The sequence below is a fragment of the Streptomyces sp. NPDC029044 genome (genome assembly GCF_040637495.1).
Lineage (GTDB): Bacteria > Actinomycetota > Actinomycetes > Streptomycetales > Streptomycetaceae > Streptomyces.
Map to the genome: position 1 here is coordinate 173,950 of NZ_JBEZWN010000010.1, position 12,780 is coordinate 186,729.

Here is a 12,780-nt window from a genome sequence, read left to right on the forward strand (position 1 = left end):
CACGAGCCTACGACGCCCCCGTACCGGGCGCAGCCCATCCGGCTCCCTCCGCCATCACCCTTCCGCCGCCCGCTCCGCCGACCGGCCCGAGGTCGATCAGCCAGTCGGAGGCCCGCATGACGTCCGTGTTGTGCTCGATGGTGAGGACGGAGTGCCCCGCGTCCACCAGCCGTTGCAGGGCGCCCAGCAGCCGGGCCGTGTCGGCGGCGTGCAGGCCCGTCGTCGGCTCGTCGAGGACGTAGAGCGTGCGGTCGGCCGCCCTGCGGCCCAACTCCCTGGCCAATTTGAGGCGTTGGGCCTCGCCGCCGGACAGCGTGGTGGCCGGCTGGCCCAGCGGGAGGTAGCCGAGGCCCACGTCCGCCATGCGGCGCAGCCGTCCGGCCACGGCGGGCACGTCCCGGAAGACCTCCAGCGCCTCGTCCACCGTCGCCTGGAGCACCTCAGCGATGTCGTGGCCCGCGTACCGGACGGCGAGCACCTCGGGCCGGAAGCGCCGCCCACGGCAGCCCGGGCAGCGCACCGGGACCGCGGGGAGGAAGTGCATGCGGACCGTCAGCACACCGGCGCCCTCGCAGCGTTCGCACCGGCCGCCCGGCACGTTGAAGGAGAAGCGGCCCGCGGGCAGTCGTCCGGCCCTCGCGAAGGCCTCGCGGATCGGGGTGAAGACGTCCGAGTATGTCGCCGCGTTGGAACGGGGCACGCGGCCGACCGGCGCCTGGTCGATGAGGACGGCCTTGGACAGGTGCTCCCAGCCGTCGATGCCGTCGTGCTCGGCGGGCAGCTCCCCCGCTCCGTGGAAGTGCCGGCGGGCGGCCCGGCCGAGGATGTCCAGCAGCAGGGTCGACTTCCCCGAGCCGGACGGGCCGGTGACCGTCACCAGCCGCCCCAGCGGGATCCGTACGGTGACGTCCTTGAGGTTGTGGGCCCGGGCTCCCCTGATCAGCAGCGCCGCGTCGCCGTCCCCGCGGCCGCGCGACCGAGGTGCGGGGAGCCGGCCCGACAGGTACGCGCCGGTCACGGAGCCCTCGGCCCGGGCCACCTCCTCCGGCGTGCCCTCGGCGACGATCCGCCCGCCGTCCCGGCCCGCCCCCGGCCCGACGTCGACGACGTGGTCCGCCGCCCGCAGCACCTCCAGGTCGTGCTCGACGACGAGCACGGTGTTGCCCAGGTCGCGCAGGCGGCGCAGGACCCCGATCAGACGGGCGGTGTCCGAGGGGTGCAGGCCGATGGTCGGCTCGTCCAGGACGTAGAGGACGCCGGTCAGGCCGGAGCCGAGCAGGGCGGCCAGGCGCAGCCGCTGGGTCTCGCCGGCGGAGAGGCTGGGTGTGGCCTGGCCCAGCGTGAGGTAGCCGACGCCGACGTCCAGCAGGCGCCGGACGCGCTCCTCCAGGTCGGCCACGACCGGCTCCACGAGCAGCCACTCGTCCCCGTCCGACCGCTCGCGCAGGCCGGTCAGCCAGGCGCCGAGGTCGGTCAGCGGCAGCCGTGCGGCCTCGACGACGGTGAGGCCGTGCACGGTCACCGCCCGGGCCGGGGCGCACAGCCGGGTCCCGCCGCACTCCCCGCAGGGCTGCTTCACCAGGCCCTGCTGCTCGGCCCGTTCGCGGTAGTCGGGGTCGTCGGCGCGGTCGCTGTAGCGCCGCAGCAGTGCCGTGGCGACGCCTTCGAAACGGCCCGCCGCCACGGTCGCGGGTGGTGCAGTGTCGGGGAAGTGCCGCCGGAACTCCGGGCTTTCGACGCCGTGCAGGAGCAAGGCCCGCTGTACGAAGTCGAGTTCGCCGAACGCCGTGTCCGTGTCGAAGGTGAAGCCGTAGTGGGCGGCGGCGGCCCGCAGCACGGGCAGGCTCCACTCGGTGTGCTTCGCGTTCCAGCCCCTCACCGCCCCCTGCGCGACCGGCTTGCCGTCGTCGACCAGGCGCCGTAGGTCGGGGCGGATCACCTCGCCCAGGCCGGTGCAGGCCGGGCAGGCTCCGGTGGGCTTGTTGAAGGAGAAGGAGCCCATGACCAGTTCGGGCACCGGCGTGGAGCAGTGGGGGCAGGGCCGCTGCTCGGGCTCGGCGTCCTCGTCGGCCTCGGCGCCGTCGGCGTAGGACGGCGGGATGTCCTTGCCGCAGCCGGGGCAGGGCCGGATCCCGATGCGCGACCAGAGCAGCCGCAGGTAGGTGAAGACCTCGGTGACCGTGCCGACCGTGGAGCGGGGGCTGCGGTTGGTGAGGTGCTGGTCGACGCTGATGGACGGGGACAGGCCGGTGATCGAGTCGACGGCGGGCTTGCTGACGAAGCCGGTGACCATGCCCAGCGACTCCAGGTACTGCCGCTGGCCCTCCCGGTGGAGGGTGTCGAAGGCGAGGGTGGACTTGCCTGAGCCGGAGAGGCCGGTCAGGACGACCAGCTTGTTCTTCGGCAGGGAGAGGGAGACGTTCTTGAGGTTGTTCAGGCGTGCGCCGGTGACGCGGATGCAGTCGTCCATTCCTTCAAGTCTTCCATTTAAGTGCTCTATTGAGACTTGGGCGAGGTCCACCGGCTGTTTCCTGCCGTAACCTTCAAATCGATGACGAACGACCGCCGCCTCCGCCCCGTCGACCTGGCCCGGCTCGCCGGTGTCTCGGCGCAGCAGATCCGCAACTACGAGGACGCCGGTGTGCTCCCGCCGGCCGCGCGCACCGCGTCCGGCTACCGCGTCTTCGGGGAGGTGCACCGCGGCGCGCTGCTGGCGTACCGGGCGCTGATGCGGGGGTACGGGCCGGTGACGGCGGCGGGGATCATGCGGACCCTGCACGCGGGGGACGTCCCGGGCGCGCTCGCGCTGGTCGACGCCGCGCATGCCGCCCTGCACGAGGAGCGGGTGTCCCTGCGGGCGGCGAGCGAGGCCCTGGAACTGCTGGCGCTGGAACCCCCGGCCCCGCTCCCCCGCTCCGGCGGCCTGCGCATCGGCGAGGTGGCCGTGCTGCTGGGCGTACGGACCTCCGCGCTGCGGGTGTGGGAGGGGGCCGGGCTGCTCACGCCGGGCCGGGAGCGCGCGACGGGTTACCGGGTCTACGAGCCGGCCGATGTGCGCGACGCCCGGCTCGTGCACACCCTGCGCCGCAGCCACTACTTGTTCGACCAGATCCGGCCGGTGCTGGAGGGACTGCGACGGGAGGGCAGCAGTGCGGCGCTACGCGCTGCCGTCGCGGCCCGCGGCCAGGCCCTGACGGCCCGCAGCAGGGTGATGATCGAGGGCGCGGGCGCCCTGCACACCTACCTCGACCTATGCAGCGCGGCCGGGGCGGCGACAGAGCCGGCGGGAGGTTCCGCAGGAGGGGAGAACGGTCATGGATGAGGTCATGGACCAGGCACAGGCACGCGCATGGCTGACGACCGCTGTCGCAGAGGCCCGCTCCGGGCTCGCCGAGGGCGGCATCCCGATCGGTGCGGCGCTGTACGGCGCCGACGGCACCCTGCTGGGCCGCGGCCACAACCGCCGCGTTCAGGACGGCGATCCGTCCCTGCACGCGGAGACCGCCGCCTTCCGCGCGGCCGGGCGGCAGCGCTCCTACCGGGGCACGACGATGGTGACGACCCTGTCCCCGTGCTGGTACTGCTCCGGCCTGGTGCGGCAGTTCGGCATCTCCCGGGTGGTGATCGGCGAGGCCGCCACCTTCCACGGCGGCCACGACTGGCTGGCCGAACACGGTGTGGAGATCGTGCTGTTGGACGACGCCGAGTGCGCCGGGCTGATGCGCGCTTTCATCGCGGAACACCCCGCGCTCTGGCACGAGGACATCGGCGTCAACTGAGCACCTGGGGCGGGCCCCGCATCGCCGTTCGAGATGCCATCCGTTCTCCTGAAATGTGACGACACGCGGTGTGGCCGGTGGCCGGCTCGGCATTCCCTTGATCGGGTCTGTCCCATCTGCGAACGGAGACGCCCCGTGCGAATGACCGACATCCAGCGCTGCGAGGTCCGGCCTGGACGACTCGTCGAATGGACGCTCAGTCCGGCGACCGTCGCGACGGCGAAGGCGCTGCCGGAGGACTCCCGGCCGCCCGCCTACATCCAGGAGTCGCACCTGCGGACGGCGCGGTCGGTGCGCGAGGACGGGCTGTTCGTCCCGACCTGGATCGGCGCCGCCTTCGACCTCCCGGGCCGGGCCGACCTGGACGCCCTCGGCGCGGCGCTGCGCGGCTGGACGCTGCGGCACGAGACGCTGCGCAGCGGCTTCCGCTGGGCGGGCGGGCCCGGTGACTGTCTGCGCCGCTTCACACTCGACGCGGACGCCGTGTCGCTGCACCGCAAGGACGCCGGGGAGTTCACCGACCCGGCGGCCCTGGCCCAGCACCTCCAGGACCGCTTCGACACCACCGCCGACGCGCTGCGCTGGCCCAACCTCATCTACACGGCCGTCGTCCGGGACGACTCCACCAGCGTGTACATGGCCTTCGACCACAGCAACGTCGACGCGTTCTCCATCTACCGCATCCCGGCGGAGATCCAGGAGCTGTACGCCGCCCGTCTCACCGGCCGCGACCCGGAGCAGCCGCCGGTCTCCAGCTACGTCGACTTCTGCGAGGCCGAGCGGGCGGACGCGGACCGGCTCGACGCGGACCACGAGATCGTCGCCCGCTGGCGGGAGTTCATCCGCCGCTGCGACGGGCGGCTGCCGAGCTTCCCCGTCGACCTCGGCCTGGAGCCCGGCGGCGCGCTGCCGACGCAGAAGCTCATGCGCGAGATGCTCGTGGACGCGGACGCCGCCGCCGCGTTCGAGGCGTACTGCCGCCCCTTCGGGGGTTCCCTGGTCGGGCTGCTGGCGGCGACGGCCCTGATCGTCCACGAGATCGGCGGTGAGCCCGTCTACCGGACGGTGGTGCCCTTCCACACCCGGGCGAAGTCCGCGTACTCGGACTCGGTGGGCTGGTACGTCGGCGGCGCGCCGATCGAGGTCCCCGTCGACGGGGCGCCCGACTTCCCCGCCGCGCTGAAGACCGTACGCGCCGCGCTGCACGCCACCCGGCCGCTGGCGCGCATGCCGCTGGCGAGGGTGCTGCGGCTGCTCGGCGCGGACTTCCGGCCGACGTCCCCCGACATGTACTCGATCGTGTCGTTCGCCGACGCCCGTGACATCCCCGAGTCCACGACCTGGGCCGAACGCAACGCCTACGGCCTGATCCGGGTGTCCTACGGCGACCAGGTCTGCGCCTGGGTCACCCGGCTCCACGAGGGCCTGTGGTTCGCGGCCCGCTACCCGGACACCGATGTCGCGCACAAGAACCTGCGGCTGTACGCCGACCGGCTGCGCGACATCATCGTGTCGGTCGCGGACCACGCTCCCGCGCCACGGCGGTGAGTGCCCCGGCGGGGCCTACACGCCCGCGTAGGAGTGCTTGCCGGAGACGAAGATGTTCACGCCGTAGTAGTTGAACAGCCAGCAGCCGAAGGCGATGAGGGCCAGGTAGGCGGCCTTGCGGCCCTTCCAGCCGGCGGTGGCGCGGGCGTGCAGGTAGCAGGCGTAGGCGACCCAGGTGATGAAGGACCAGGTCTCCTTGGGGTCCCAGCCCCAGTAGCGGCCCCAGGCGTCGCCGGCCCAGATGGCGCCCGCGATGATCGTGAACGTCCACAGCGGGAAGACTGCCGCGTTGACGCGGTAGGAGAACTTGTCGAGGGAGGCGGAGGAGGGCAGCCGCTCCAGGACGGAGGTCGCGAAGGTGCCGGGCGTGCCGCCGCTCGCGAGCTTGCTCTCGTAGGAGTCCTTGAACAGGTACAGGATCGTGCCGACCGCGCCGACGTAGAAGACCGCGCCGCAGAAGATCGCCGTCGAGACGTGGATGTACAGCCAGTACGAGTGCAGCGCCGGGACCAGCTGGTCGCTGGCGGTGTAGAGGACCGTGACCGCCAGGCCCAGGTCGAGCAGGACCGACGTGATCAGGAACAGGCCGAGCCAGCGCACGTTCTTCTTCAGCGCCAGCAGTCCGAGGTACACGCCGACCGCGACCGTGGAGAACGTGATGTTGAACTCGTACATGTTGCCCCACGGGGCGCGCTCCACCGACAGGGCGCGGGTGAGGACACCGCCGAACTCGACAAGGAAGGCGAGCACCGTGAGGGAGATGGCGATCCGGCCGTACAGGTCGCCCTGCTCGTCCCCGCCGTGCGCCCCGGGGCCGTCCGGCACGTCGCGCCGGCCGGCCGCGGCCCGCACGGTGACCTTCGGCCGCTCCAGCACGGCGGTGCCGCCGGACTGGTTCACGGTGACGGCCGGGGCCTTCTCGGCGTCCGGCTTGCTGGTGAGCGCGGCCGCGGTCCTGGCGACCTTGCTGCGGCTGCCGAAGAGCCATTCGGCGATGTACGCGAAGAAGGCCAGGGTGTAGACGGCCATCGCGGAGTAGATCAGCACGTTGCTGATCTGCGCGAGGTTTTCGTTGGTGGCGGCGGCGAGAGTCACTTCTCAGCCCCTTCGGCAGGTACGGGGGTTTCGGTACCCGGCTCCTGGGCGGGGTCGGGGGAATCTGCGGGGGTGCCGGGGTCGGGAGCGCCCGGTGCCTGTTCGTAGAGGTCGCCGGCGAGGTGGCCGAGCTCCTCGGGGACCTTGGCGGACTCGCTGCGGCCGAGGCCGGCCATCTCGACGACGGTGACGCCGTCGGCGCCCTTGACCGCGCGCACCCAGACGCGGCGGCGCTGGATGAACAGGGAGGCGGCGAGGCCGCCGATCGCGGCGAGGGCACCGGCGAGGGCCCAGCCGCTGCCGGGCTGCTGGACGACCTGGAAGCCGGCCCACTCCTTGATGTCCTTGCCGAAGGTGACCGAACCGGCGCCGTTCGGGAGCTTCATGGTCTCGCCGGGCTTCAGCAGCTTCTTGAACAGCTTGCCCTTCGAGTCCTTGAACTCCTTCATGTTGGTGCGGTCCATCTGGTACACGCTCTGCGGGATGCCCGAGTCGGCCCCGAGGTCGCCGTGGTAGGCGGACAGCGCGAGCAGCGGATTGTCCAGCGCGGGGAACTGGGACAGCATCGTGCCGCTGGCGGAGCCGCCGAAGGTCGGCACGAAGAAGGCGTTGAAGCCGAGCTGCTCCTTCTTGCCCTGCGCGTTGCGGTAGCCGTCGAGGACCTTGACGACGCCGGAGGAGGTCACGTTGGCGTCCAGCGGCAGCAGCGGCACGGCGTCGTCGAAGACGACCTTGCCCTTGGCGTCGCGGACGGTGATGACCGGGGCGTAGCCGTGGCTGACGAGGTAGACCTTGGAGTCGCCGATCTCCAGCGGGTGGTTCACCTCGACGGTGTCGTTCCGGTCCTTGCCGTAGGCGCCGGAGCTGTAGGTGATGTCGGCCTTGTAGATGCGCGGGGTGCCCTTGTTGGGGCCGGTGCGCTCATAGGTGCCGGTGAACTTCTTCAGGTTGAAGCTGAACGGCACCAGGTCGTCGGAGGTGAAGAGGTTGCCGGACTTGAAGTCGTCGTACTGGGTGAGGGTGTTGGAGAAGCCGTCACCCTCGACGACGAGCTTGTTGCCCTCGGACTTGAAGAGCTGGCCCCAGGCGAAGGCGATCAGCATCACGATGAGGGCGATGTGGAAGACGAGGTTGCCCGTCTCGCGCAGGTAGCCCTTCTCGGCGGCGACGGCGTCCCCGGTGAGATGGGTGCGGAAGCGGCGCTTCTTCAGCAGGGCCAGGGCGGCCTGGTGGACCTGCTCGGGCTCGGCCGTGGTGCGCCAGGTGGTGTGCGCGGGCAGCCGGGTCAGCCGCCGGGGCGCGCCGGGCGGCAGGCCGCGCAGCTGGCCGACGAACTGCCAGGTGCGGGGCACGATGCAGCCGATGAGGGAGACGAACAGCAGGATGTAGATCGCGGAGAACCACACCGAGCTGTAGACGTGGAACAGGCCGAGCTTGTCGTAGATGTCGCCCAGGGTGGGGTTGCCCTTGCGGAAGTCGGCGACCTTCGTCTCGTCCTGGCCGGACTGCGGGATGAGCGAGCCCGGGATCGCGCCGAGGGAGAGCAGCAGGAGCAGCAGGAGCGCGACCCGCATGGAGGTCAGCTGCCGCCAGAACCAGCGGGCCCAGCCGATGACGCCCAGGGCGGGCAGGTTGGGCGCCTCCTCCTTGGGGGCGGTGGACAGCTGGGAGCCGGCGTCGCCCAGCTCCTGGTCCTCGGCGGCGGAGGGGGCCGGGTCGGAGGCGGTGGTCTTGCTCATCGATCAGATCCCCACAGTGAAGCCGTCGGACCAGACCTGCATCTCCTGCACGATGCGGTCCCACGCGCCGGTCAGCAGGAGCAGACCGGTCACGATCATCATGGTGCCGCCGATCCGCATCACCCAGACGTAGTGGCGCTTGATCCAGCCGAAGGCTCCGAGGGCCTTGCGGAAGGCGACCGCGGCGAGCACGAAGGGCACGCCCAGGCCCAGACAGTACGCGATGGTCAGGACGGCTCCGCGTCCGGCGCTGCCCTGGTCGGAGGAGAGGGCCAGCACGGAGGCGAGGGTGGGGCCGATGCAGGGCGTCCAGCCGATGCCGAACAGCGCGCCGAGCAGGGGCGCGCCGACCAGCCCGGTCACAGGCCGCCGGTGGAAGCGGAACTCCCGCTGGGTGAGCCAGGGCATCAGGCCCATGAAGAAGACGCCCATGAGGATCATGAGGACGCCGAGCACCTTGGACAGGACGCCCTGCTGTTCCTGGAGCGTCTGTCCGAAGTAGCCGAACAGCGCCCCGGTGGAGACGAACACGGCGGTGAAGCCGAGCACGAACAGGGAGGCGCCCGCGACCATCCGGCCGCGCCGGGCCTCGGCGAGGTCGGTGCCGGCGACCCCTGTCACGTAGGACAGGTATCCGGGCACCAGCGGCAGGACGCACGGAGAGAAGAAGGAGACGAGTCCGCCGAGCAGCGCGATCGGCAGGGCCACGAGCAGGGCGCCGTTGAGCACCGTGCCGTTGGGGTCCGCGACCGCGGCGAGCGTGGTGACTGCGCTCACGTCACTACTCCGCTTACTTCTCGGCGACGACGGGCTTGAGCATCTTGAGCAGCCGTTCCTCGCTGAGCGCGGACAGTGAACGGGCCGCGATCTTGCCGTCGCGGTCGAGGATGAGCGTGGAGGGGATCGCCTGCGGGTTGAGCGTGCCCTTCTTGAAGCGCAGCAGCAGCTTGCCGGTCGGGTCGTAGAGGCTGGGGTAGGTGATGCCCCAGTCCTTCTCGAAGGCGAGGGCGGCGCCGGTGGAGGTGTCGCGGGTGTTGATGCCGACGAACTGCACGCCCTTGCCGGCGTACTCCTTGGAGACCTTCGCGAAGTACTTGGCCTCGGCGCGGCAGGGGTTGCACCAGGAACCCCAGACGTTGAGGACGACGACCTTGCCCTTGTAGTCGGCGACGTCGAGGGTCTTGCCGGCGATGGTCTTGCCGGACAGGTCGGGAGCCGGGGTGCGCTCGCCCTTGGTGGCCGTGGCGATGCCGTCGGTGCCGGTGACGAAGTTGGTGTTGCCGCCCCCGCCGGAGGTGCCGCCGGAGCCGCACGCGGTGACGAGCAGCGCGGTCGCGGCGAGAGAGGCGGTCAGGGCGGCGCTGCGGCGGACACGGCGGGTGCGCTCGGTGGCACGGGTCGTGCGGTTCGAACGCTGGGGGGCGCTGTCGGCACTCATGTGAAAAGTTTCGCATGCCCGTTCTGGGGGTCTCGCCCACCCCCCTTGCGGGCGGAAAACCGCATTTCAGGCGGCGTTCCGTGAGGCGTCTCCGCTGGGCGTGGAGGCCTTGCCGGTGAACTCCCGCCAGCCGCCTGCCGGCTGCTGTCCGACGCCGAGGGTGCGGAGCTTGTCGAGCACCTCGGGCTTCTGCACGTCCAGCCAGTCGGTGAACTGCCGGAAGGAGACGAGACGCACATCCGCGCCCTTCTCCTTCTCGCGCGCGATGTGCTGGAAGGCCTCCTCGACGGCGTCCATGTAGATGCCGCCGTTCCACTGTTCGAAGTGGTTGCCGATGAAGAAGGGTGCCCGGTTTGTCTCGTATGCCCGCTTGAATCCCTGGATGTACGCCTGCGCCGACTGCTTGCGCCAGCCCGGGTAGTTGTGGGCGGGTGCCTTCGTGGTCGCGAGGGACTGGTTGGCGAGCATGTTGTAGTCCATCGACAGGACCTCGAAGCCACGGCCGGGGAAAGGTATCTGCTGGAGGGGCAGGTCCCAGATCCCCTGCTTCTTCGTCGGCCAGACCTGGAGGCCGCCGGGCGAGGAGGCGTCGTAGCGCCAGCCGAGCTCGCGGGCGGTGGGCAGCAGGTTGTCCTGGCCGAGCAGGCAGGGCGTACGGCCGCCGACGAGTTCCTTGTCGTAGTCGAACGGCAGCGACGGCAGGTCGGTCCAGCCGGTGTTGGTGCGCCACTCCTTGACGAAGGACTTCGCCTGGTCGATCTCGCTGCGCCACTGCCGGGGCGTCCAGTTCTTGACCGAGCCGTGGGACTCGCCGCAGAAGTGCCCGTTGAAGTGGGTGCCGATCTCGTGGCCTTCCAGCCACGCCCGGCGGACGTTCTTCAGCGTGTCCTTGACGTGCTCGTCGGTGAGGTAGCCGATGTCTGACGCGCCGCGCGGGTTGTTCGGGGGGTTGTAGAGACGCTTCTTCGACTCGGGCAGCAGGTACAGCCCGGACAGGAAGAAGGTCATGCCCGCGCCGTGCTCCCTGGCGAGGTCCAGGAAGCGCGGGAAGAGGCCGTTGCCGACCTCGCCGGCGCCGTCCCAGGAGAACACGACGAACTGCGGCGGGGTCTGCCCCGGCTCCAGCGGCTCGGGCCTGGCGGGCTGGTGGGGCTGCTTGCCGGTGTGGCTGGTCGATCCGTCGCCGATGGGGCGGGCGCTCGGCTTCGGCTTCGGCTTCGACCCGCCCTGCACGGAGTCGCCGCCGGAACCGCCGGCAGGGCCGGAATCGTCCGAGCCCGTGAGCCCACCGCATCCGGCGAGCGAGGCGGCGGCGGCTCCCGCGCCGAGTCCGAGCATTCCCCTGCGGGAGAGAGCGCGCATGGCATCCCCGATTCGTCACGTCGTGCTGGTCACCCAGTCAGAGGACGCGAGGAACGGGGAGGTTCCGCTTAATTGCGCAGATTCCGTAACGAAAGGCTCGTAAGTGATCAGAAGGGGGCGAACGAAAGGCCTGGCCAGCCTGCCGAACGCCCCCGTGGACGGGCTTGAGGAGTTACGCCCCGAACGCCTTGTCCTGGCCCTTCACCGGCTTCGCGCCGGCGAGGAGGTGGGCCGGGACGAGGTCACGGGCCGGCTCGGAGTACCCGACGGAGACGATCCGGTCGCCCTGGTACGTGAAGGTCGTCAGCGAGGCGAGGGTGCACTGGCGCCTGCGCGGGTCGTGCCAGAGGCGGCGGCGTTCGACGTAGGACCGGACGATCCAGATGGGCAGCTGGTGGCTGACCACGACCGCCTCGTGCCCGCGGGCCTTGTCCTTCGCCGCGCTCAGCGCGCTCATCATGCGGACGACCTGGTCCACGTACGGCTCGCCCCAGGACGGCCGGAACGGATTGACCAGGTGCTTCCAGTTGCCGGGCTTGCGCAGCGCCCCGTCCCCGACGCCGAACGTCTTGCCCTGGAAGATGTTGTCGGCCTCGATCAGCCGCTCGTCCGTGGCCAGACCGAGTCCGTGCGCCTTCGCGATCGGCTCGGCCGTCTCCTGCGCCCGCTCCAGCGGCGAGGCGACGACGTGCGTCACATCGCGTCCGGACAGGTGCTCCGCGACCCGGTCGGCCATCCGGCGGCCCAGGTCGGACAAGTGGTAGCCGGGGAGGCGGCCGTAGAGGATGCCGTCCGGGTTGGCGACCTCGCCGTGCCGCATGAGGTGGACGACCGTGATGTCCTTGTCGCCCTCGGGGCTCGTCGTCCCGCTCATGCCGTCGCCTCCGCCGCCGCGCGGGCCGCCGCCGGGAGGGCGTCGGCGATCTTCTGCACGGCCCGCTCGTCGTGCGCGGTGGACACGAACCAGGACTCGAAGGAGGACGGCGGCAGGTAGACGCCGGCTCCGAGCAGCGAGTGGAAGAACGCGGTGAAGCGGAAGGACTCCTGGGTCTTGGCGTCCTCGTAGTTGCGCACCGGCCGGTCGGTGAAGAACACCGAGAACATGTTGGAGGCGGTCTGGAGCCGGTGCGCGACGCCCTCCTTGGTCAGGGCGTCGGTGACGAGCCCTTGGATCTCCTTCGACACGGCGTCGACCTTGGCGTACGCGGCGTCGTCGAGGAGCCGCAGCTGGGCGAGCCCGGCGGCGGTGGCGACGGGGTTACCGGAGAGGGTGCCGGCCTGGTAGACGGGCCCGGCCGGAGCCAGGTGGGCCATCACGTCGGCCCGCCCGCCGAAGGCCGCCGCGGGGAAGCCGCCGCCCATGACCTTGCCGAAGGTCATCAGGTCGGGGACGACGCCGTCGACCCCGAACCACCCGGCGCGGCTGGTCCGGAAGCCGGTCATGACCTCGTCGGAGACGTAGAGGGCGCCGTTCTCGGAGCAGATGTCCTTCAGGCCCTGGTTGAAGCCCTCGGCGGGCGGTACGACGCCCATGTTGCCCGGGGAGGCCTCGGTGATCACGCAGGCGATCTCACCCGGGTGGGCCCGGAAGGCCTCGCGCACGGCGTCGAGGTCGTTGTACGGCAGGACGATGGTGTCGCCGGCCTGGGCGCCGGTGACGCCCGGGGTGTCGGGCAGCGCGAAGGTGGCGACACCGCTGCCGGCCGCGGCGAGCAGCGAGTCGACGTGCCCGTGGTAGCACCCGGCGAACTTGATCACCTTGGTGCGCTGCGTGAACCCGCGCGCGAGCCGGATCGCGGACATGGTCGCCTCGGTACCG

The 12,780-nt window shown here is 71.2% G+C and carries 11 protein-coding genes; 3 read left to right on the plus strand and 8 right to left on the minus strand.

Annotated features, from left to right (window positions below; all coding sequences use genetic code 11):
* Positions 1-7: 7 nt before the first annotated feature.
* On the minus strand, positions 8-2,470 hold the full coding sequence (gene uvrA / locus AB0E85_RS12350; protein ID WP_361925316.1) for an excinuclease ABC subunit UvrA: 2,463 nt from the start codon (positions 2,468-2,470) through the stop codon (positions 8-10).
* 81 nt (positions 2,471-2,551) lie between these two features.
* On the opposite strand from uvrA, the gene AB0E85_RS12355 reads away from it, so the two are divergent.
* From AB0E85_RS12355 to AB0E85_RS12365, 3 genes are all read left to right on the plus strand, one after another.
* Positions 2,552-3,322, plus strand: a complete 771-nt coding sequence (locus tag AB0E85_RS12355; RefSeq protein ID WP_361925318.1) for a MerR family transcriptional regulator — start codon at positions 2,552-2,554, stop codon at positions 3,320-3,322.
* Positions 3,315-3,779 carry a nucleoside deaminase gene (locus AB0E85_RS12360; protein WP_361925320.1) on the plus strand — a complete coding sequence of 155 codons (465 nt, stop codon included), beginning with the start codon at positions 3,315-3,317 and terminating at the stop codon, positions 3,777-3,779. The genes AB0E85_RS12355 and AB0E85_RS12360 overlap by 8 nt, the downstream gene beginning before the upstream one ends.
* A gap of 135 nt (positions 3,780-3,914) precedes the next feature.
* Positions 3,915-5,327, plus strand: coding sequence for a condensation domain-containing protein (locus tag AB0E85_RS12365; RefSeq protein ID WP_361925322.1), 1,413 nt, complete (start codon positions 3,915-3,917; stop codon positions 5,325-5,327).
* Between the two features lie 15 nt (positions 5,328-5,342).
* On the opposite strand, the gene ccsB is transcribed toward AB0E85_RS12365, so the two are convergent.
* The 7 genes from ccsB to AB0E85_RS12400 all read right to left on the minus strand — a co-directional run.
* Complete coding sequence (gene ccsB, locus AB0E85_RS12370) at positions 5,343-6,422, minus strand: c-type cytochrome biogenesis protein CcsB (protein ID WP_361925324.1); 1,080 nt, start codon at positions 6,420-6,422, stop codon at positions 5,343-5,345.
* On the minus strand, positions 6,419-8,161 hold the full coding sequence (locus tag AB0E85_RS12375; RefSeq protein WP_361925326.1) for a cytochrome c biogenesis protein ResB: 1,743 nt from the start codon (positions 8,159-8,161) through the stop codon (positions 6,419-6,421). The genes ccsB and AB0E85_RS12375 overlap by 4 nt, the downstream gene beginning before the upstream one ends.
* A gap of 3 nt (positions 8,162-8,164) precedes the next feature.
* A complete protein-coding gene (locus AB0E85_RS12380) occupies positions 8,165-8,938 on the minus strand; it encodes a cytochrome c biogenesis protein CcdA (protein WP_361925328.1) in 774 nt (257 codons plus the stop codon).
* A gap of 13 nt (positions 8,939-8,951) precedes the next feature.
* On the minus strand, positions 8,952-9,599 hold the full coding sequence (locus tag AB0E85_RS12385) for a TlpA disulfide reductase family protein (RefSeq protein WP_361925330.1): 648 nt from the start codon (positions 9,597-9,599) through the stop codon (positions 8,952-8,954).
* Positions 9,600-9,665: 66 nt separating this feature from the next.
* Positions 9,666-10,961 carry a hypothetical protein gene (locus AB0E85_RS12390; RefSeq protein ID WP_361925332.1) on the minus strand — a complete coding sequence of 432 codons (1,296 nt, stop codon included), beginning with the start codon at positions 10,959-10,961 and terminating at the stop codon, positions 9,666-9,668.
* A gap of 172 nt (positions 10,962-11,133) precedes the next feature.
* Positions 11,134-11,835, minus strand: a complete 702-nt coding sequence (locus AB0E85_RS12395) for a histidine phosphatase family protein (RefSeq protein ID WP_361925334.1) — start codon at positions 11,833-11,835, stop codon at positions 11,134-11,136.
* On the minus strand, positions 11,832-12,780 hold a 949-nt coding region (locus AB0E85_RS12400), incomplete at its 5' end, for a glutamate-1-semialdehyde 2,1-aminomutase (protein ID WP_361925336.1). The genes AB0E85_RS12395 and AB0E85_RS12400, both read right to left, overlap by 4 nt.

Coding starts and splice junctions, on each gene's coding strand:
- uvrA (WP_361925316.1), bottom strand. CDS start 2,470: ATGGACGACTGCATCCGCGTCACCGGCGCACGCCTGAACAACCTCAAG.
- AB0E85_RS12355 (WP_361925318.1), top strand. CDS start 2,552: ATGACGAACGACCGCCGCCTCCGCCCCGTCGACCTGGCCCGGCTCGCC.
- AB0E85_RS12360 (WP_361925320.1), top strand. CDS start 3,315: ATGGATGAGGTCATGGACCAGGCACAGGCACGCGCATGGCTGACGACC.
- AB0E85_RS12375 (WP_361925326.1), bottom strand. CDS start 8,161: ATGAGCAAGACCACCGCCTCCGACCCGGCCCCCTCCGCCGCCGAGGAC.
- AB0E85_RS12385 (WP_361925330.1), bottom strand. CDS start 9,599: ATGAGTGCCGACAGCGCCCCCCAGCGTTCGAACCGCACGACCCGTGCC.
- AB0E85_RS12390 (WP_361925332.1), bottom strand. CDS start 10,961: ATGCGCGCTCTCTCCCGCAGGGGAATGCTCGGACTCGGCGCGGGAGCC.
- AB0E85_RS12395 (WP_361925334.1), bottom strand. CDS start 11,835: ATGAGCGGGACGACGAGCCCCGAGGGCGACAAGGACATCACGGTCGTC.